The sequence below is a fragment of the Curtobacterium sp. CFBP9011 genome, assembly GCF_034045095.1.
In the GTDB taxonomy this organism is placed as follows: Bacteria; Actinomycetota; Actinomycetes; order Actinomycetales; family Microbacteriaceae; genus Curtobacterium.
Genome location: NZ_JAXCWN010000002.1, coordinates 299188 through 319894, shown reverse-complemented (window position 1 = coordinate 319894; position 20707 = coordinate 299188). Strand labels below are relative to the sequence as shown.

Here is a 20707-nt window from a genome sequence, read left to right as displayed (position 1 = left end):
CTTCGGTTGCAGCTGTGGTGCGGCGTCAGCCGCGGGAAGAGTGTGGGATCGCGCTCAGGCGACCGGGACCGGGTCGTGCACGTCGACGTAGACGTCGCCGTCACGGACCTCGACCCGGAAGACCGGCACCGGCTCGTACGCCGGGAAGTTCTTCGGCTTGCCGGTCGTCAGCGAGAACTGCGAGCCGTGCGCCCAGCACTCCAGCGAGTCGCCCTCGACGAAGCCCTCCGACAGCGAGATGTCGCCGTGCGTGCAGGTGTCCCCGATGGCGTGCACGGTGCCGGCCGAGTCCTTGACGATCGCGATGGCGGTGCCGTCGACGACCGCGCGCATCGGGCTGTCCACCGCGATGTCGCTCTCGGCGCAGACCTTCTCGGCCATCAGGCGTCGACCCCGGCGGGAGCGGACCCGGCGGCAGCGGCCTCGGCGACCGGCGCAGCGAGGACCGTGCGGCCCTCCATGAGCTCCTGCTCGACGGCGGCGATGAGGCGTTCCTCGAGCTCGGGCGCACCGATCTTCTGGATGACCTCGACCAGGAAGCCCAGGACGACGAGACGACGGGCTTCTTCTTCCGGGATGCCACGGGCCTGCAGGTAGAACAGCTGCTCGTCGTCGAAGCGACCGGTGGCACTGGCGTGGCCGGCACCGGTGATGTCGCCCGTCTCGATCTCGAGGTTCGGGATGCTGTCGGCGCGCGTGCCCTCGGTCAGGACCAGGTTGCGGTTCTGCTCGTACGAGTCGGTGCCCGGAGCGGAGCGTCCGATGAGGACGTCGCCGATCCAGACCGTGTGCGCACCCTGGCCCTGCAGCGCGCCCTTGTAGTTGACACGGCTGCGGGTGTTCGGGGCGTCGTGGTCGACGTACACCTGCTGCTCGATGTACTGGCCGGCGTCGGCGAAGTAGACGCCGTACATCTCGACGTCGCCGCCCTGCGCACCGAGGTGCGTCGACGGGTTGACGCGGATGACGTCACCGCCGAGCGAGACCACGACGTGCTTCAGGAAGGCGTCGCGGCCGACCTCGGCGAAGTGCGTCGAGACGTGCACCGCGTCGTCGTCCCAGTCCTGGACCGTGACGACGGTGAGGCGCGCGCCGTCGCGGACGACGACCTCGACGTTCTCGCTGAGGAGCGCCGACCCGCGGTTGTCGATCACGACGATGCCCTGCGCGTGCGGCTCGGCGGTGATGACCGTGTGCGCCGCCCGCGGCTGCGTGCCGAAGTCGGAACGGGTCACGGTGATGAACTCGTGCTCGTCGGTGCCCTTCACGGTGATCGCCAGGACGGCGTCACGCGCGCTCCAGGCAGCGGCAGCCGCCCGGTCCTCCGGCAGTCCGGCGCCGCCGACGCGGAGGTCGTCGCTGCGACCCCACTCGACGTCGGCGCCCGCGGACTGGGTCGCGAGGAAGGGGTACGCCGAGCCGTCCAGCGTGCTGTCGAGCAGCGGCTGGATCTTGGCGAGCGGCGCGAACTTCCAGTTGACCTCTCGGCCGGTGACGGCGGGGAAGGCGCTGACGTCGCCCGAGCGGAACCGCTGGGAACGCGTCTGCACCGGCACCTTGGTGTCCCAGCCGCCGTCGGAGTGCGCCCGGGCGCCGTGCTGGTCCGTACCGCCCGACGAGAGCGTGCTCGCGGGCTCCGTCGGCTGGTCGATGTGGGGAGGAGGGGTGGTGCTGGACATCTAGCCGACGGATCCTTCCATGCTCATCTCGATGAGCTTGTTGAGTTCGAGTGCGTACTCCATCGGGAGTTCGCGGGCGATGGGCTCGATGAATCCGCGCACGATCATCGCCATGGCCTCGTCCTCGGCCATGCCGCGGGACATGAGGTAGAACAGCTGCTCCTCGCTGACGCGGGAGACAGTTGCCTCGTGGCCGAGCTGCACGTCGTCGACACGGATGTCGATCGCCGGGTAGGTGTCGCTCCGCGAGACGGTGTCGACGAGCAGCGCGTCACAGCGGACCGTGTTGGCCGAGTGGTGCGCGCCCGGGTCGACCCGGACCTCGCCGCGGTACCCGGCACGACCGCCACCACGGGCGATCGACTTGGAGACGATCGACGACGTCGTGTACGGCGCCATGTGGATCATCTTCGCGCCGGCGTCCTGGTGCTGGCCGGGGCCGGCGAAGGCGACGGACAGGGTCTCGCCCTTGGCGTGCTCGCCGGCGAGGTAGATGGACGGGTACTTCATCGTGACCTTGGACCCGATGTTGCCGTCGATCCACTCCATGGTCGCGCCCTCGTGGGCGATCGCACGCTTGGTGACGAGGTTGTAGACGTTGTTCGACCAGTTCTGGATCGTCGTGTACCGAACGCGGGCGTTCTTCTTCACGATGATCTCGACGACGGCCGAGTGCAGGGAGTCCGACTTGTAGATCGGGGCGGTGCAGCCCTCGATGTAGTGGATGTAGGAGTCCTCGTCCGCGATGATCAGCGTCCGCTCGAACTGGCCCATGTTCTCCGTGTTGATGCGGAAGTAGGCCTGCAGCGGGATCTCGACGTGGACGCCCTTCGGGACGTAGACGAACGAGCCGCCGGACCACACGGCCGTGTTCAGCGCGGCGAACTTGTTGTCGCCGGCCGGGATCACGGTGCCGAAGTACTCCTCGAACAGCTCCGGGTGCTCGCGGAGCGCCGTGTCGGTGTCCATGAAGATGACGCCCTGCTGCTCCAGGTCCTCGCGGATCTGGTGGTAGACGACCTCGGACTCGTACTGCGCGGCGACGCCGGCGACGAGGCGCTGGCGCTCGGCCTCCGGGATGCCCAGGCGTTCGTACGTGGTGCGGATGTCCTCGGGGAGGTCCTCCCACGACTCGGCCTGCTTCTCCGTCGACTTCACGAAGTACTTGATGTTGTCGAAGTCGATGTCCGACAGGTCGGCACCCCACGAGGGCATCGGCTTGCGGTCGAAGAGCTTCAGCGCCTTCAGCCGGTTCGCACGCATCCACTCGGGTTCGCCCTTGCGGCCGGAGATGTCGGTGACGACCTCTTCCGACAGGCCACGGCGCGCAGAGGCGCCGGCCGCGTCGGAGTCGGCCCAGCCGAATTCGTACTGGCCGAGCCCTTCGAGTTCTGGACGGTCGATGAGCACGTCGGACATGGTCTCCTCGTTTCCTTCTCGCAACAGCGTCTCCGGTACAACCCGGTGGTGTCGGACACCATTCCACCGCAGGCCGCCGACACGGCGTCCCATGGTGTTGCTGCCTCGCAACGTCGATGTTCCCACGCAGTCGCGGGACCGATCGGCGATCACGGCCCATTCGGAGCCGGCGCCTGCCTAGACTTGACTGCTGCTGAACCCTCGAATCCTACAGGTCCAGGGCCCGGAACAACAGGAAGGCACCACCCTCGTGACTCGCGTCGGACCAACCGTCGAGCAGGACGTCCGGACCCCGACCCCCTGGTGGTCGCTCCCCCGCACCGTCGACCCGCGCGTCGTGGTCCTCGCCTGGGCGTCGTTCGTGGTCGAGGTCGTGCTCATCGGCACCGGCGGCCTGGTGCGCCTGACCGCCTCCGGACTCGGCTGCCCCACCTGGCCGAAGTGCACCACCGACTCGCTCGTGTCGACGCCCGAGATGGGCATCCACGGGATCATCGAGTTCGGCAACCGTCTGCTGACCTTCGTGCTGGTCGTCGTCGCGATCGCGATGTTCCTGGCGGTCGTCCGGATGCGCAAGACGCGTCCCGAGCTGTTCTGGCTGGCGTTCGCCCAGGGCGCGGCGATCCCCGTCCAGGCGGTCATCGGCGGCGTGTCGGTCATCTCCGGCCTCAACCCGTTCGTCGTCGGGCTGCACTTCGTCGTGTCCGCCGTGCTCACGAGCATCACCGCCGCCCTGGTCTACCGCTCGGTGAACGGCCCCCGCGTCCGCGACCGGATCGTGCCGCGCTGGTACTTCGACGTCGTCCGCGGCACCGTGGTCGCCGTCGCCCTCACCGTCCTCATCGGCATCCTCACCACCGGCAGCGGCCCGCACGCCGGTGCCAGTGAGCGTGTCGACGGCGGCGCGGTCCACCGGACGGGCTTCGACACGCAGCTCATGGAGCACCTGCACGCCATCCCCGCCTACGCGACCTTCGCGCTGACCCTGGTGCTCGTGATCGGCGCGGTCCGTCTCGGCATCTCCAGCCGGAGCGTCCTGCTGCTGCTCGTCGTCGAGTTCGTCCAGATCGCGGTCGGGCTCACCCAGGCGCGCACCGGTCTGCCGGTCGGACTCGTCGGCACCCACATGGTGCTCGCCGGCCTGCTCGTCGCCGCGATGACCGCGGTCGTGCTCTCCACCCGGTCCAGTGCCGGTCGGGACGCCGTCCGGGCCTGATCCGGCTCGGCCGTCCGCGGCTGTGGGGCTGACCACGTCGTCGCCGCGCCGGTCTGCGCGGGGTGATCGGCGCCTCCCGGACAGCGACCCGTTCGGCCCGCGGACGCACCAGCGCAAGGCGCACCCCTCACCGTCCCGTCCACGGGTGTGTCGGCCCTGCTGCGCCGGCCTGGAGGCACGCCCCACCGCGCGACGCGACCCGCGTACCCGACACGGCCGGCTCCCCGATACGGCCGGCTCCCCAGCTCGTGCCGCGCGAGTCCACCCGGTCCCCCGCCGGCCCCGCGAACGACGACGGGCGCTGAAAACGACGACGGGCCCGGCCTCCGCGGAGGCCGGGCCCGTCGTCACACCGGGTGGGTCAGATCGTGAACGTGAACACCTGCGGCAACAGCGGGTCGATGCCCACCGCGATGAACAGCAGCGTCAGGTAGGTGATCGAGCTGCGGAACACGCGCATCGGGTGCACCTGCTCCATGTGCTGGATCGCCCGGTTGTAGAGCAGGTGCGACTCGACGACGAACCAGACACCCGCGGCCAGGGCGACCACCGTGTACAGCGGCCCCATGTTCGCCACCGGGATGAGCAGCAGCGAGCAGACCAGCGTCGCCCAGGCGTAGAGCACGACCTGCAGTCCGACGACGGTCCGGCCACGCACGACTGCGAGCATCGGCACGTCGGCGGCGTCGTAGTCGTCGCGGTACTTCATCGACAGCGGCCAGTAGTGCGGCGGCGTCCAGAGGAAGATCACCATGAAGAGGATGACGGGGGCCCAGGTCAGCGAGCCGGTGACGGCCGCCCAGCCGATCAGGACCGGCATGCAGCCGGCCGAGCCGCCCCAGACGATGTTCTGCGGGGTCCGGCGCTTGAGCCAGAGTGTGTAGAGGAAGACGTAGATCAGGATCGCGGCGACGCTCAGAGCGGCGGCGAGCCAGTTCACGAAGACGACGAGCACGACGGTCGACACGATGCCCAGCACCCACGAGAACACGAGTGCTTCGCGGTCGGACAGTTCGCCGGTGACGAGCGGGCGGGTGCTCGTTCGCTTCATCAGACGGTCGATGTCGCGGTCGATGTAACAGTTGAACGCGGACGCCGAGCCAGCCGACATCGCACCGCCGAGCATCGTCCAGAACACGAGCCACAGGTCGGGCACGCCCCGCTGGGCCAGGAACATCGTCGGCGCGGTGGTGACGAGCAGGAGCTCCATCACGCGCGGCTTGGTGAGCGAGACGTACGCCCGGACCTTGCGGGACAGCATCGACCGACGAACGGTGTCTGGCCTGGTCACGGTGGCAGTCGGCAAGGGAACCTCAGTCTGTTTCGCTGCAGCTCGCACGCTCGGGAGGACGTCACCGTCGGCGTCTGGGCGTGCGTGTCCGCGGAATGGTCGCGGATCACGATCAGTTTACGCGATGGACGGCGCCACGACGATGTCCCGCCGCTCTCCAGCGGGTCCGGGACACGCCCGGACGACGACCGGTCACCGACCGGTCATCGAGGCCAGCCGGTCACCTGGGCACCTTCTGAGTGCCGGTTCACTATGCTGGAGAGGCCCTCCCGCAGCGTGCCCCGAAGACGTCGGCCGCGAACGAGCCGGTCGGCCGCCGGCAACGGCGCCGCGACGGAGCCCCGGGTGGGCACCATGTCCGTGCGATGGCACGAGCCCTCGCACATGTCGCATCAATGAAGGGTCAACATCCAAGTGGCTGAATTCACCTGGGACGCCATCGACCGGAAGGCCGTCGACACGGCCCGCGTCCTCGCCGCCGACTCTGTCGAGGCGGCCGGCAACGGTCACCCCGGCACCGCGATGAGCCTCGCGCCGCTGGCTCACCTCCTCTTCCAGAAGGTGATGCGTCGCGACCCGAGCGACTCCACGTGGATCGGTCGCGACCGCTTCATCCTGTCGGCGGGTCACGCATCGATCCTGCAGTACGTGCAGTTCTACCTGCACGGCTACGGTCTCGAGCTCGACGACCTCCAGCACCTCCGCAAGTGGGGCTCCAAGACGCCGGGTCACCCGGAGTACGGCCACACCGACGGTGTCGAGATCACCACCGGCCCGCTCGGCCAGGGCCTCGCCTCCGCCGTCGGCTTCGCCTACGCGCAGCGCTTCGAGCGCGGCCTGTTCGACCCGGAGACCCCGGCCGGCCAGTCGCCGTTCGACCACTACACCTACGTGATCGCCGGCGACGGTGACATGCAGGAAGGCGTCACGAACGAGGCCGGTTCGCTCGCGGGCCGCCAGCAGCTCGGCAACCTCATCGCGTTCTACGACTCGAACCAGATCTCGATCGAGGACGACACCGACATCGCGTTCTCCGAGGACGTCCACGCTCGCTACGAGGCGCTCGGCTGGCACGTCCAGGTCGTCGACTGGAAGAAGACCGGCGAGTACCACGAGGACGCCGAAGCACTCTTCGCCGCCGTCGAAGCCGCCAAGCAGGTCCACGACAAGCCGTCGCTCATCGTCATCAAGACGATCATCGGCTGGCCGTCGCCGACCAAGCAGAACTCCGGCAAGATCCACGGCTCCGCGCTCGGCGCCGACGAGCTCAAGGGCCTGAAGGAGGTCCTCGGCTTCGACACCGAGAAGACCTTCGACGTCTCCCCCGAGGTCCTCGACTACACCCGCGGCGCGATCGCCAAGGGCCAGGCCGAGCACGCCGAGTGGCAGAAGACCTTCGACGCGTGGGCCGCGGCCAACGCCGACAAGAAGGCGCTGTTCGACCGCGTCCAGGCCAAGCAGCTGCCCGAGGGCCTCGAAGCCGCCCTCCCGGTGTTCAGCACCGAGAAGGCCGTCTCGACCCGCGCCGCCTCCGGCAAGGTCATCAACGCCATCGCGCCGCTGATGCCCGAGTTCTGGGGTGGCTCCGCCGACCTGGCCGAGTCGAACCTCACCACGATCGAGGACGGCAAGTCCTTCGGTCCGGCCGAGGCCTCGACGAAGACCTGGACGACCGACCCGTTCGGCCGCGTGCTGCACTTCGGCATCCGCGAGCACGCGATGGGCTCGATCCTCAACGGCATCGTCCTGCACGGCAACACGCGCCCCTTCGGTGGCACGTTCCTGATCTTCAGCGACTACATGCGCCCGGCAGTCCGTCTCGCCGCGCTCATGAAGGCGCCGGCGATCTACGTCTGGACCCACGACTCCATCGCCCTCGGCGAGGACGGCCCGACGCACCAGCCGATCGAGCAGATCACCGCGCTCCGTGCGATCCCGGGTCTCGACGTCGTCCGCCCCGCGGACGCCAACGAGGTCGCGTACGCCTGGCTCGAGATGCTCAAGCACCAGGACCGCCCGGCCGGGCTCGCGCTGAGCCGCCAGAACCTGCCCGTCTTCGAGCGTGGCGACGGCGACGCCTCCGGCGAGGTCTTCGCCTCGGCGAAGAACGTCGGCAAGGGCGCGTACGTCCTGGCCGAGGCGCCGAACGGCACCCCGGACGTGATCCTCATCGGCACCGGTTCCGAGGTCCAGATCGCAGTCGACGCCCGCGAGCAGCTCAAGGCCGAGGGCATCAACGCCCGGGTCGTGTCCGCTCCGTCGCTCGAGTGGTTCCACGAGCAGGACGAGGCGTACCGCGAGTCGGTCCTGCCGAAGTCCGTCAAGGCCCGCGTCTCGGTCGAGGCCGGGATCGCGATGAGCTGGCGCGACATCGTCGGGGACGCCGGCCGCAGCGTGTCGATCGAGCACTTCGGTGCCTCGGCCGACTACCAGAAGCTGTTCGAGGAGTTCGGGTTCACCACCGAGCACGTCATCTCGGCGGCCAAGGAATCGATCGCAGCAGCAGCATCCTGACCCGAACGGGCCGGGTCCGGAACGTCGGCCCCGGCCCGTCGGCACGGGAGGCCCGTGGCGGCCCCGCCACGCGCCTCCCGTCCCGGGGGCTCGACCCCCGCACACAGACCACGGCTCCCCGGAGCCGACGAACGAAACGAAGCAGAGAAGAAGCGAATGACTGACACCACCCCCACCGAAGACCTCTCCGCCGTCGGCGTGAGCATCTGGCTCGACGACCTGTCCCGCGAGCTCCTCGAGACCGGCCGTCTCGAGAACCTCATCGCCGACCGCAACGTCGTCGGTGTCACCACCAACCCGACGATCTTCGCGTCGGCCCTCGCCAAGGGCGAGCGCTACGACGACCAGGTCAAGGAGCTCGCCGCCGCGGGCACCGACGTCACCAACGCGATCTTCGAGATCACGACCCGCGACGTCTCCGACGCTTGCGACATCTTCACGCCGCTCTACAGCTCCACCAAGGGCTTCGACGGCCGCGTCTCCATCGAGGTCGAGCCGGGTCTCGCCCACGAGACCGCCAAGACCATCGAGCAGGCGAAGTTCCTGTTCGACAAGGTCGGCAAGGAGAACGTCCTCATCAAGATCCCGGCGACGCTCGAGGGCCTCGAGGCGATCACCGAGGTCATCGGTGCCGGCATCTCCGTCAACGTCACCCTGATCTTCTCGCTCGAGCGCTACCGCGCCGTCATCGACGCCTACCTCGGCGGTCTCGAGAAGGCCAAGGCCGCGGGCCACGACCTCTCCAAGATCCACTCGGTCGCGTCGTTCTTCGTCTCGCGCGTCGACTCCGAGATCGACAAGCGCCTCGACGCCGTCGGTTCGGACGAGGCCACCGCCCTCAAGTCGAAGGCCGGCATCGCCAACGCGCAGCTCGCCTACCAGGTCTGGACCGAGGCGTTCGCCACCGAGCGTGCCCTCGGCCTGCTCGAGTCCGGTGCGAACACGCAGCGTCCGCTCTGGGCCTCGACCGGTGTCAAGGACCCGTCGCTGCCCGACACGCTCTACGTGACCGAGCTCGCCGCCCCGAACACCGTCAACACCATGCCGGGCAAGACCCTCGAGGCCACGTTCGACCACGGTGAGGTCCACGGCGACGCCATCGCCGGCACGTTCGACGACGCGAACCAGGTCATGGACCAGCTCGCCGCCGTCGGCGTCGACTACGACGACGTCGTCGCGCTCCTCGAGAAGGAGGGCGTGGACAAGTTCAACGTCTCCTGGGGTGAGCTCGTCGACACCGTCAAGACGGCCCTCGAGAACGCCAAGTAAGAGTGACCGTCTCCATCGCCGCCAGCGGTGACGCGGCGCGGGCCATCGACACGGTGGTCCCGCGCCTCGTCACCGACCTGGTGGCGTCCGGGATCACGGCCCAGGACGCCGCCCTCTGGGGTCCGGCGGCCGAGGCCGAGGCGTCCAACCGCCTCGGCTGGGTCGAGGCCGTCTCGGTCTCGCGTCCGCTCGTCGCCGAGGTCGTGGCACTCCGCGACCAGCTGCATGAGCAGGGCGTCGACCGGGTCGTCCTCGCGGGCATGGGCGGCTCGTCGCTCGCGCCCGAGGTCATCACCCGGACCGCCGGCGTCCCGCTGGTCGTCCTCGACTCGACCGATCCCGCGCAGGTCCGCTCCGCACTGACCGACCTCGAGCGCACCGTGCTCGTCGTGTCGTCGAAGTCGGGGTCCACCCTCGAGACCGACTCGCAGCGTCGGGTGTTCGAGCAGGCGTTCCAGGACGCCGGCATCGACCCCGCCGGGCGCATCGTCGTCGTGACGGACCCGGGCTCCGCGCTCGAGGCCAACGCGCAGCAGGCCGGGTACCGCGTCTTCACGGCCGACCCGACCGTCGGCGGCCGCTACTCCGCCCTGACCGCCTTCGGGCTGGTCCCGGCCGGACTCGCGGGCGCGGACATCGCCGAGCTCCTCGACGAGGCCGACGCGATCAGCGTGCTGCTGGCCGTCGACACCGACGAGAACCCGGGCCTCGTGCTCGGCGCCGTGCTCGGTGGCACCGCTCCCCTGCGGGACAAGATCGGCATCGTCGCGGACGGCACGCACATCCTCGGCTTCGGCGACTGGGTCGAACAGCTCATCGCCGAGTCGACCGGCAAGGACGGCCGCGGTCTCCTGCCGGTCGTGCTCGACGTCGACGCTCCCGAACTGCAGGCCGGTCTGACCGACCTGCAGGTCGTCCGACTCGTCGGGTCCCGCGAGGACGAGCGGCACGTCGCCGACGGCGAACTCGAGATCACCGGCACCCTCGGTGGTCAGTTCCTGGTCTGGGAGTACGCGGTCGCGGTCGCCGGGCGTCTGCTCGGCATCAACCCGTTCGACCAGCCCGACGTGGAGGCCGCCAAGGTCGCCGCCCGTGCGCTGCTCGACGCCCCCGCGTCCGACGAGGTCGCCTCCGCTGCCGCCTTCGAGGAGCAGGGCATCGCCGTGTCCGCGACGGGTGGACTCGACGCCGGGACGACACTCGCGCAGGCCGTGTCGAGCCTCCTGGCCGGTCTCGGTCCGGACGGCTACGTCGCACTCCAGGTCTACGCGGACCGCACCGCCGGTGCCGACCTCGGGTCGCTCCGCGACCTGCTGGCAGCACGCACCGGCCGCCCCGTCACCTCCGGGTACGGGCCCCGGTTCCTGCACTCCACCGGCCAGTACCACAAGGGCGGCCCCGCGAACGGCGTGTTCCTGCAGATCGTCTCCGACGAGCAGGACGACCTCGCCGTCCCCGGCCGCCCGTTCACGTTCGGCCGGCTCATCCGAGCCCAGGCCGCCGGCGACGCGAGTGTCCTCGCGGAGCACGGCCGTCCGGTGCTGACCCTGTCGACGCGGGACGTCCCCGCGGCGGTGGCGGTCATCGCGGCTGCACTCACCACCTGATTCAAAGGAGTTCACCGACATGTCACCGGTGGCGATCACCCCGGAGCACAACCCGCTCCGGCTGCCCACGGACCGTCGACTGAACCGGATCGCGGGTCCCAGCACCCTCATCATCTTCGGGGTGACGGGAGACCTCTCCCGCAAGAAGCTGATGCCCGCGGTCTACGACCTCGCGAACCGAGGGCTCCTGCCCCCGGGGTTCGCGCTGGTCGGGTTCGCTCGACGTGACTGGGAGGACCAGGACTTCTCCCAGCTCGTCCACGACGCCGTCAAGGAGCACTCGCGGACCCCGTTCGACGAGGACGTCTGGCGTCAGCTCGAACAGGGCATCCGTTTCGTCCAGGGCTCGTTCGACGACCCCGAAGCGTTCCGGCTGCTCAAGGAGACGGTCGACACGCTGGACGCCGAGCGTGGGACGCTCGGCAACCACGCCTTCTACCTCTCCATCCCGCCGAAGATGTTCCCCGTGGTCACGGAGCAGCTCAAGGTCTCCGGCCTCACCGAGAAGCGCGACGGCTCGTGGAGCCGCGTGGTGGTCGAGAAGCCGTTCGGCTCCGACCTCCGTACCGCGCGCGAGCTGAACGCCATCGTCGAAAGCGTCTTCGCTCCCGACGACGTGTTCCGCATCGACCACTACCTCGGCAAGGAGACCGTCCAGAACCTCCTGACGCTCCGGTTCGCGAACCAGATGTACGAACCCATCTGGAACTCGAACTACGTCGACCACGTGCAGATCACGATGGCCGAGGACATCGGCGTCGCCGGACGTGCCGCGTACTACGACGGCATCGGTGCGGCGCGCGACGTCATCCAGAACCACCTGCTGCAGCTCCTCGCGCTCACCGCGATGGAGGAGCCCGTCTCGTTCAAGGCCGGACACCTCCGCGCCGAGAAGGAGAAGGTGCTCTCCGCCGTCCGGCTGCCCGAGGACCTGTCCACGGCGACCAGCCGCGGGCAGTACGCCGGTGGCTGGCAGGGCGGCGAGAAGGTGCTCGGGTTCCTCGAGGAAGCGGGCATGAACCCCGAGTCCACGACCGAGACCTTCGCGGCGATCCGGCTCGACATCGCGACCCGACGGTGGCAGGGCGTGCCCTTCTACCTGCGAGCCGGCAAGCGGCTCGGACGTCGGGTGACCGAGATCGCGATCGTCTTCAAGCGCGTACCGGAGGACGTGTTCGGCATCGAGCAGTCCCCGCTCGGGCAGAACGCCCTGGTGATTCGCGTGCAGCCGGACGAGGGCGTCACGCTCCGATTCGGCTCGAAGGTCCCCGGCGTCGGGACACAGGTCCGCGACGTCACGATGGACTTCGGCTACGGCCACGCGTTCACCGAGGCCTCTCCCGAGGCCTACGAACGGCTCATCCTCGACGTGCTCCTCGGTGACCCGCCGCTGTTCCCGCGGCACCAGGAGGTCGAGCTGTCCTGGAAGATCCTCGACCCGATCGAGGAGTTCTGGCGGACACAGGGCCAGCCCGAACAGTACCGTCCCGGCACCTGGGGCCCGGCTTCGGCCGACGAGCTCCTGGCCCGCGACGGACGGACCTGGAGGCGTCCATGAAGATCGACCTGCCGAACACCACGGTCTCGAAGATCCAGAAGACCCTGGTGCACATCCGCGAGGAGGGCGGCGCCGTCGCCCTCGGCCGCGTCCTGACCCTCATCGTCTCGACCGCCCTCGGTCGTGAGGAAGAGGCGATCGAGGCCGCGAACCAGGCGTCCCGCGAGCACCCGATGCGCGTCGTCATCGTGTCGAAGAACGAAGGGGACGTCGCGTCCCCGGGCCGTCTCGACGCACAGATCCGTGTCGGCAGCGACGCGGGTGCCAGCGAGGTCATCGTCCTCCGTGCGTACGGCGAGACCGCGGCGGACGAGGAGAGCCTGGTCACCGGACTGCTCCTGCCCGACGCGCCCGTCGTCGCGTGGTGGCCGGAAGCCGCGCCGGAGAAGCCGTCGGCGTCCCCGCTCGGCCGGATCGCGCAGCGTCGCATCACGGACGCTGCCGCCCAGAAGGACCCGAACGCGGCCATCATGGCGCTGGCGGACTCCTACGCCCCGGGCGACACCGACTTCGCCTGGACCCGCCTGACCCTCTGGCGGAACCAGCTCGCCGCGGCGCTCGACCAGCCGCCGTTCGAGCCGATCACCGCGGTGGAGGTCTCCGGCGCGTTCGACAGCCCGTCGACCGTGCTGCTCGCCGCCTGGCTCGGTCTGCAGCTCAAGGTCCCCGTCGAGGTCACCACCTCACCCCGTGCCACCGGCTCGTCCGGCATCCACGGCGTGAAGCTGGTTCGCGAGTCCGGGACGATCGAACTCGAGCGCTCCCTGGTCGACGTGGCGACGCTGTCGATGCCCGGGCAGCCGACCCACGACCTGTCGCTGCCGCGCCGGAACCTGCGCGACTGCCTGGCCGAGGAACTCCGTAGACTCGACCCGGACGTCCTCTTCGGAGACGTCGTCAAGCACGGGGTGGCCAAGCTCCGCGAACGCATCGCGGGCTGAACCCCCACGGTCCGGCCGTCCGTCCTCCCCCGCTGCCGTCCGCGGCGGGATGGCCGGACGGCCGGCCGGACCGACCCGGTCGCACCGGCCGCACCACGAACACAGGAGTCACGTGACCAACGAACGGCGGGTGCTCGTGCACCCCGACAAGCAGGCCCTCGGCGCCTCCGTCGCCGCACGCTTCCTCACGAAGCTCATCGACGTCCTCGACGAGCAGGGACGGGCCGACATCGCGATCAGCGGTGGCTCCGTCTCCACCCTCGTCCTGGCCGCGATCGGGCAGTCGCAGGCGAAGCAGAGCGTCGACTGGTCGAAGGTCCACGTCTGGTGGGTCGACGAGCGCTGGGTGCCGGAAGGCGATGCCGACCGCAACATCACAGGGACGCAGACCGATTTCCTGGACCACGTGAGCATCCCCACGGAGAACATCCACCCGATGGCGCCGTCGGACGCGGGCATCAGCATCGACGAGGCCGCCACGCAGTACGAGCGCGAACTGCTCGCCGCAGCGCCGGACTCCGCCGAGACGCCCCGGTTCGACATCACGCTGCTCGGCGTCGGACCGGACGGTCACACCGCGTCGCTGTTCCCCGAGTTCCCGCAGCTGCGCATCACCGACCGCAAGGTCGTCCCCGTCGACGACTCCCCCAAGCCGCCGGCGCAGCGCCTGACGCTGACCTACCCGGTGATCAACGCCTCGCAGCGTGTCTGGGTGATCCTGTCCGGTGCCGAGAAGGCGTCGGTCCTCGGCCTCGCCCTGGCCGGCGCGGCCGTGGACGAGGTCCCCGTGGGCGGCGTGCAGGGTCGGAAGCGCACGGTCTTCTTCGTCGACCAGGACGCCGCACGCGACGTCCCGGAGAACCTCATCGCGTCGACGTACTGACGCACGGGGCGCGTGACGCGCCTGCAGACGGACGGGAGACCCGGTACCAGCTGGTACCGGGCCTCCCGTCCGTCGTCTGGTCGCCCGCCACTGCTGCTCGACGCCGAACGGCCGGGAACGGCAGAGGCCCCCGCACCATCCGGTGTGGGGGCCTCTGCCGTGTTCTCAGTCTGTCGCCGCGGGGCTACTTGGCCGCGGTACCGCGACGCTGACGCAGCTGCTGGAGCGCGTCCTCGAGGAGCTGCGCTGCCTCTTCCTCGGTACGACGTTCCTTCACGTACGCGAGGTGCGTCTTGTAGGGCTCGGTCTTCGCGACCTGCGGCGGGTTCTCCTTGTCGCGACCGGCCGGGAGACCCGTGGACGGTGAATCAACCGTCTCGGGGATCTCTTCGTCGGGCAGGCTCGCGGCGAAGTACCGCACGACCTCGTTGCCCATCGCGTCCCAGTAGGAGATCGCGACGCGCTCGGCCTGGACCCCGCGGTCCTGTTCGCCCATCGGGCCCGCGCCGACGCGCGAACCGCGGATTGCGCTTCCTCCGGATGCCATGTCAGCTCCCTGCCGTGAACTTGTTGATGAGACCGAGCACGATGATGCTGGAGATCCAGAGGAGCCCGAGGATCACCGTGATGCGGTTCAGGTTGCGCTCGGCGACGCCGGATGCCCCGAGGTTGCTCGTCACACCACCGCCGAACATGTCGGAGAGGCCGCCACCGCGGCCCTTGTGCAGGAGGATGAGGAGCGTGAGCAGGAGGCTCGTGATCGCGAGCAGGACCTGCAGCACGACGGAGAGTATCGCCACGACGTACCTTTCGTGTCAGTCAGCCATCCGAGTATACCGGTCGCGCGGAGCGCGCTCGGGACCCGGGCTGGTTGGGCGGTGCGGGAGGGACACAGCACGAGGCGCGACGGGCGGTGCCCGTCGCGCCTCGGCGGTGGTGGTCTAGAGACCGACGTGCTGCTGGAACCGCGCGATGGCGGCGAACTCCTGCACGTCGAGGGACGCGCCGCCGACGAGCGCGCCGTCGACGTCGGGCTCGCGGAGGAAGCCGGCGATGTTGCCCGACTTCACCGAACCGCCGTACAGGATGCGCGTGTCGGCGGCCGCCTGGTCACCCCAGGCAGCGGCGATCCCGCGACGCAACGCGGCACACTCGTCCTGCGCCTGCTCGGCCGTGGCGGCCTGGCCGGAGCCGATCGCCCAGACCGGTTCGTACGCGACGACGATCTCGGACGGCTGCACCGCCCCGAGGACGACCTGCAGCTGCTCGACCGGCACGACGCCGGCTCCGCGCTGCTCGCGCTGTTCGCCGGTCTCGCCGACGCACACGACCGGGACCAGACCGTGCTTCACGGCAGCAGCGGTCTTCGCGGCGACGACCTCGTCGGTCTCACCGTGCATGGTGCGACGCTCGGAGTGTCCGACGATGACGTACTTCGCGTCGAGTGCGGCGAGGAAGGCCCCCGAGATGTCCCCGGTGTAGGCACCGGAGTCGTACTGCGACAGGTCCTGGGCACCGAACGCCAGCGGGAGCTTGTCCGCTGAGATCAGCGTCTGCACGCTGCGCAGGTCGGTGAAGGGCGGGAAGACCGCGACCTCGACGTCGGCGTGGTCGTGCCGGGCGTCCTTGAGGGTCCACGCGAGCTTCTGGACCGTGGCGATGGCCTGGAGGTGGTCCAGGTTCATCTTCCAGTTGCCAGCGATCAAGGGGGTGCGGTTCATGCTGTGCCCTCCCGAGCATCGCCGGCGATGAGCGGCGTGCGGGTCATGCGGACCATCCGAGGGCTTCGAGGCCGGGAAGCGACTTGCCCTCGAGGAACTCGAGGCTCGCCCCACCACCGGTGGAGATGTGGCCGAACTGGTCGTCGGTGAAGCCGAGCGACCGGACTGCGGCGGCGGAGTCGCCACCACCGACCACGCCGAGGCCGTCGACCTCGGTCAGTGCCTGGGCGACGGTCTTCGTGCCGGCAGCGAAGGCCGGGAACTCGAACACGCCCATCGGCCCGTTCCAGAACACCGTCTTCGAGGCGGCGACCGCACGGGCGAACCGCTCGGCCGTCTCGGCCCCGATGTCCAGGCCGATGCCGTCCGTGCCGAACGCGGAGGACTCGATGGCGTCCGCGGCGACCGTCTCGTGCTCGGCGTCCGCGGCGAACCCGGAGGCCACCACGACGTCGGTCGGCAGGTCGATCGTCACGCCGAGCTCGGTCGCCCGCGACAGGTACTCGCGCACGGTGTCGAACTGGTCCTGCTCGAGCAGCGACTTCGCCACCCCGTGGCCCTGGGCCGCGAGGAAGGTGAAGAGCATGCCGCCACCGATGCAGATCGTGTCGACCCGCGGCAGGAGGTGGTCGATGACGCCGAGCTTGTCGCTGACCTTCGACCCGCCGAGGACGACCGTGTACGGCCGCTCCGGGTCCTTGGTCAGACGCTCGAGCACGGTCAGTTCCTGCTCGATGAGCTGACCGGCGGCGCTCGGGAGCGCCGATGCCAGCTCGTACACGGAGGCCTGCTTGCGGTGCACGACGCCGAAGCCGTCGGAGACGAAGGCGTCCCCGAGCGCGGCGATGCGCTCCGCGAAGGCCGTGCGCTCGGCGGCGTCCTTCGAGGTCTCCTCCGGGTTGAAGCGGAGGTTCTCGAGCAGCAGGACGTCACCGTCCTCGAGGGCCTCGGCAGCCGCGGTCGCTTCGTCGCCGACGGTCTCGTCGACGAAGGTGACCGGCTTGCCGAGCAGCTCGGACAGCCGCTGGGCGACGGGCGCGAGCGAGTACTCGGGCTTCCGTTCGCCGTCGGGCCGACCGAGGTGGGACACCACGACCACGCGCGCGCCAGCGGTGATCAGGGTGTTCAGGGTGGTGAGCGACGCCCGCACGCGGCCGTCGTCCGTGATCGTGCCGTCCTTGAGCGGGACGTTCAGGTCACAGCGGACGACGACACGCTTGCCGGCGAGGTCGCCGAGGTCCTCGAGGGTGCGGAGAGCCATCAGGTCAGAGCTTCTCGCCCACGAACTCGGTCAGGTCGACCAGGCGGTTCGAGTAGCCCCACTCGTTGTCGTACCACGAGGTGATCTTGACGAGGTTGCCCATGACCTTGGTCAGGCCGGAGTCGTAGATCGAGGAGTGCGGGTCCGTCGTGATGTCGGTCGACACCAGCGGGTCCTCGCTGTAGAGCAGGATGCCCTTCATCGGGCCCTCGGCGGCGGCCTTGTAGGCGGCGTTGATCTCGTCGACGGTGACGTCCGACTTCGTCTCGAGGGTGAGGTCGGTGATCGAACCGGTCGGGACCGGGACGCGCAGCGCGAAGCCGTCGAGCTTGCCGGCGAGCTCCGGCATGACCAGGCCGATGGCCTTGGCGGCACCGGTCGAGGTCGGGACGATGTTCAGCGCGGCCGCACGGGCACGACGCGGGTCCTTGTGCGGGCCGTCCTGGAGGTTCTGGTCGGCGGTGTAGGCGTGGACCGTGGTCATGAGACCGCGCTCGATGCCGAACGCGTCGTGGAACACCTTGGCGAGCGGCGCGAGGCTGTTCGTGGTGCACGAGGCGTTCGAGATGATGTGGTGGTTCGCGGCGTCGTAGGTGTCCTCGTTCACGCCGAGCACGATGGTGACGTCGTCACCGGTGGCCGGGGCGGAGATGATGACCTTCTTGGCGCCGGCGTCGATGTGCTTCTGCGCATCGGCGGCCTTGGTGAAGAAGCCGGTCGACTCGATGACGATGTCGACACCCAGCTCGCCCCAGGGCAGGTTGGCGGGGTCGCGCTCCGCGAGGACCTTGATGGGCTTGCCGTCGACGACGATGTTGTCGCCGTCGAGCTCGACCGAGACGCCGAGGCGACCCGTGATCGAGTCGAACTTGAGCAGGTTCGCGAGTGCGGCGTTGTCGGTGAGGTCGTTCACCGCCACGATCTCGAGGTCGCTGCCCTTGGCCAGAGCGGCGCGGAAGAAGTTACGGCCGATCCGGCCGAAGCCGTTGATGCCGATCTTGACGGTCAATGGATCTCCTGTTGGGTGTGGAGCGCCTCGGGAGACGCTGCTTTTTCGGAGTGTGGAGGCGTCGTCATGGACGACGGCCGACCCACGCACGTGGACGATACGCCCCGTGACGTCGCCGTACCGACCCTAGCAGTCGGACCCCCGCGGACCGCCTGCATGACGCCGTCGCGGGGACGGGTCGGGTGCGGCGACCACGGGGGTCCGGCGGCCGGTCAGCGAGCTGCCCGGCGGAGGGTGCGATCCGGCGCTGTGCTCAGGCGCCCTCGAGCTCTTCCGGCACGCTGGCCTCGGTCCCCGGGATGCCGAGGTCGCTGGCGCGCTTGTCGGCCATCGCGAGCAGGCGGCGGATGCGCCCGGCGATCGCGTCCTTCGTCATGGGCGGGTCCGCGTGCTGGCCGAGCTCGTCGAGCGAGGCGTCGCGGTGCTCCAAGCGCAGGGCCCCGGCGTACTGCAGGTGGTCGGGGACCTCGTCGCCGAGGATCTCCAGGGCACGTTCGACCCGGGCACACGCGGCGACGGCGGCCTGCGCGGAACGACGGAGGTTCGCGTCGTCGAAGTTCACCAGGCGGTTGGCGGTGGCACGGACCTCGCGGCGCTGGCGCATCTCCTCCCAGTCGGCGGTCGTGCGGGCGGCGCCCATCGCGGTGAGCATCTGACCGATCGCCTCACCGTCGCGGATCACGACGCGGTGCACGCCGCGGACCTCGCGGCCCTTCGCGGCGATGCCGAGGCGCGACGCTGCTCCGACGAGGGCCATCGCGGCCTCGTTGCCGGGGCACGTGACCTCGAGTGCCGCGGCACGGCCCGGGTCGGTCAGGGTGCCGGACGCCAGGAACGCACCGCGCCAGATGGCGGCGAGGTCGTCGCGGTTGCCGGTGGTCAGGCGGTTCGGGAGGCCCCGCACCGGACGGCGACGGGCGTCCATCAGGCCGGTCTGGCGGGCGAGCGTCTCGCCGGCCTCGAGCACACGCACGAGGTAGCGGGTGCCGCGACGCGAGGACGCGGTGGAGCCGACGGACGCCTCGCTCCGGACGCCGTAGAGCTCGGCGAGGTCCTTACGGACGCGGTGCACGATGATCCGGGTGTCGAGCTCGACCTCGACCGCGATGCGGCCGGAGATGACGTGCAGGCCCCCGGCGAAGCGCAGGACGGTCGCGAGTTCGGCGGCGCGGACCGTGTTCCGGTTGACGACGACCCTGGCCAGCTCGTCCTTCACCTCGGCAGTCAACGGCACGGCATCATTCCTTACGTTCTTCGGGGTGGGGCTCTGCGGTCCCGGGGCGCACGCGTGTGGAGGCGGCCGGTGGGACGGTCACTCCCGGCCGAGATCTCGGTTCTTCACACGCACGGCGACGTTGGGCATCCCGCGGAGCAGGTTCGCCAACTCGGCGACGATGGCGACCGAACGGTGCTTGCCGCCGGTACAGCCGATGGCGATCGTAGCGTGTCTTTTGTTCTCGCGCTGGTACCCCTCGAAGACCGGCTCCAGGACGGAGGCGTAGCGGTCGACGAACGGACGCGCCCCGGACTGCTCCATGACGTAGTCCGAGACGGGCTTGTCGAGGCCCGTGTGCGCCCGGAGTTCCGGCACCCAGTAGGGGTTCGGGATGAACCGCACGTCGGCCACCATGTCGGCGTCGGTGGGCAGTCCGTACTTGAACCCGAAGCTCATCAGCGTCACCTGGACCCCGACGAACCGGTCCTCGGCGAACCGCTCGGTGACGGCGTTCGCCAGCTGGTGGATGTTCAGGTCGGAGGTGTCGATGATCAGGTCGGACGCCTCGCGGAGCCCGAGCAACCGGGTGCGTTCCCGGGCGATGCCGTCGAGCAGCGTGTCCTCGCCCTGCAGAGGGTGCGGGCGGCGGACCTGCTCGAACCGCCGCACCAGGACCTGGTCGGTGGCCTCGAGGAACAGCACCCGGACCCGGGCACTCGTGCTCTCGCGCAGGGACTGCACGGCGCGCTCCGGGTCGGTGAAGAACCGCCCACCACGGACGTCGACGACCGTCGCGATCTTCGGGATCGACTCCCCCGCGCGGTCCGCCAGGTCGGTGAGCGGCCCGAGCATCTGCGTCGGCAGGTTGTCGACCACGTACCAGCCGAGGTCCTCGAGTGCCTTGCCGACCGTCGACCGCCCCGCACCGGACATGCCCGTCACGATGAGGACGTCGTGCTGTTGCTGCGAGGTGGTGTCGGTCATCTGCGAAGGGGCTCCATCGTGGTGTGGCCGGGCGGGTCGCCCGTCGGAGCCGGGCGCGGCGCGCTCGGCATGGGTGGGCCCGCGGACCTCTGGGCTGTCCGCTCTGGGTCCGCATCCAGGCTACCGTCCGACCGGGAGG

The 20707-nt window shown here is 69.7% G+C and carries 18 protein-coding genes; 7 read left to right on the top strand and 11 right to left on the bottom strand.

Annotated features, from left to right (window positions below; translation table 11 throughout):
- Positions 1–54 precede the first annotated feature (54 nt).
- Genes SOM35_RS05695 through sufB form a run of 3 tightly spaced genes read right to left on the bottom strand, consistent with a single transcriptional unit; the run spans position 55 to position 3098 of the window.
- Positions 55–381, bottom strand: a complete 327-nt coding sequence (locus SOM35_RS05695) for a non-heme iron oxygenase ferredoxin subunit (RefSeq protein ID WP_374609630.1) — start codon at positions 379–381, stop codon at positions 55–57.
- On the bottom strand, positions 381–1679 hold the full coding sequence (gene sufD, locus SOM35_RS05690) for a Fe-S cluster assembly protein SufD (protein WP_320514686.1): 1299 nt from the start codon (positions 1677–1679) through the stop codon (positions 381–383). Before sufD ends, SOM35_RS05695 begins: the two co-directional genes overlap by 1 nt.
- On the bottom strand, positions 1680–3098 hold the full coding sequence (gene sufB, locus SOM35_RS05685; RefSeq protein WP_110902235.1) for a Fe-S cluster assembly protein SufB: 1419 nt from the start codon (positions 3096–3098) through the stop codon (positions 1680–1682).
- 250 nt (positions 3099–3348) lie between these two features.
- On the opposite strand from sufB, the gene SOM35_RS05680 reads away from it, so the two are divergent.
- Positions 3349–4314, top strand: a complete 966-nt coding sequence (locus SOM35_RS05680) for a COX15/CtaA family protein (protein WP_111073532.1) — start codon at positions 3349–3351, stop codon at positions 4312–4314.
- 361 nt (positions 4315–4675) lie between these two features.
- Here SOM35_RS05680 and SOM35_RS05675 read toward each other — a convergent pair whose 3' ends face one another.
- Positions 4676–5605 (bottom strand): heme o synthase, encoded by a 930-nt coding sequence (locus SOM35_RS05675; RefSeq protein WP_414648556.1) that lies wholly within the window; start codon positions 5603–5605, stop codon positions 4676–4678.
- Between the two features lie 414 nt (positions 5606–6019).
- On the opposite strand from SOM35_RS05675, the gene tkt reads away from it, so the two are divergent.
- From tkt to pgl, 6 genes are all read left to right on the top strand, one after another.
- Complete coding sequence (gene tkt / locus SOM35_RS05670; protein ID WP_320514684.1) at positions 6020–8119, top strand: transketolase; 2100 nt, start codon at positions 6020–6022, stop codon at positions 8117–8119.
- Between the two features lie 156 nt (positions 8120–8275).
- Complete coding sequence (gene tal / locus SOM35_RS05665; RefSeq protein ID WP_253463198.1) at positions 8276–9388, top strand: transaldolase; 1113 nt, start codon at positions 8276–8278, stop codon at positions 9386–9388.
- A 2-nt stretch (positions 9389–9390) separates the two neighbouring features.
- Positions 9391–10995 carry a glucose-6-phosphate isomerase gene (locus SOM35_RS05660; RefSeq protein ID WP_320514683.1) on the top strand — a complete coding sequence of 535 codons (1605 nt, stop codon included), beginning with the start codon at positions 9391–9393 and terminating at the stop codon, positions 10993–10995.
- A 19-nt stretch (positions 10996–11014) separates the two neighbouring features.
- A complete protein-coding gene (zwf, locus tag SOM35_RS05655; RefSeq protein WP_290156466.1) occupies positions 11015–12553 on the top strand; it encodes a glucose-6-phosphate dehydrogenase in 1539 nt (512 codons plus the stop codon).
- Complete coding sequence (locus SOM35_RS05650; RefSeq protein ID WP_221849493.1) at positions 12550–13494, top strand: glucose-6-phosphate dehydrogenase assembly protein OpcA; 945 nt, start codon at positions 12550–12552, stop codon at positions 13492–13494. Before zwf ends, SOM35_RS05650 begins: the two co-directional genes overlap by 4 nt.
- 112 nt (positions 13495–13606) lie before the next feature.
- Positions 13607–14377: a 6-phosphogluconolactonase gene (gene pgl, locus SOM35_RS05645; RefSeq protein ID WP_111073539.1), complete on the top strand. Its 771-nt coding sequence runs from the start codon at positions 13607–13609 to the stop codon at positions 14375–14377.
- A 184-nt stretch (positions 14378–14561) separates the two neighbouring features.
- Here pgl and SOM35_RS05640 read toward each other — a convergent pair whose 3' ends face one another.
- The 7 genes from SOM35_RS05640 to rapZ all read right to left on the bottom strand — a co-directional run bounded on the left by SOM35_RS05640 (position 14562) and on the right by rapZ (position 20568).
- Entirely contained in the window at positions 14562–14924 is a 363-nt protein-coding gene (locus tag SOM35_RS05640; RefSeq protein ID WP_111073540.1) for an RNA polymerase-binding protein RbpA, read from the bottom strand.
- A gap of 1 nt (position 14925) precedes the next feature.
- Positions 14926–15177: a preprotein translocase subunit SecG gene (secG, locus tag SOM35_RS05635; RefSeq protein ID WP_110825023.1), complete on the bottom strand. Its 252-nt coding sequence runs from the start codon at positions 15175–15177 to the stop codon at positions 14926–14928.
- A gap of 141 nt (positions 15178–15318) precedes the next feature.
- A complete protein-coding gene (gene tpiA / locus SOM35_RS05630) occupies positions 15319–16098 on the bottom strand; it encodes a triose-phosphate isomerase (protein WP_320514682.1) in 780 nt (259 codons plus the stop codon).
- 43 nt (positions 16099–16141) lie between these two features.
- A complete protein-coding gene (locus tag SOM35_RS05625; protein WP_320514681.1) occupies positions 16142–17359 on the bottom strand; it encodes a phosphoglycerate kinase in 1218 nt (405 codons plus the stop codon).
- A gap of 4 nt (positions 17360–17363) precedes the next feature.
- A complete protein-coding gene (gap, locus tag SOM35_RS05620) occupies positions 17364–18368 on the bottom strand; it encodes a type I glyceraldehyde-3-phosphate dehydrogenase (protein ID WP_111073543.1) in 1005 nt (334 codons plus the stop codon).
- A gap of 253 nt (positions 18369–18621) precedes the next feature.
- Entirely contained in the window at positions 18622–19602 is a 981-nt protein-coding gene (gene whiA / locus SOM35_RS05615) for a DNA-binding protein WhiA (RefSeq protein WP_320514680.1), read from the bottom strand.
- Positions 19603–19680: 78 nt separating this feature from the next.
- The gene (rapZ, locus tag SOM35_RS05610; RefSeq protein WP_111073544.1) at positions 19681–20568 is read right to left on the bottom strand and encodes an RNase adapter RapZ; all 888 of its coding nucleotides are present in this window, start codon (positions 20566–20568) and stop codon (positions 19681–19683) included.
- Positions 20569–20707: the final 139 nt, after the last annotated feature.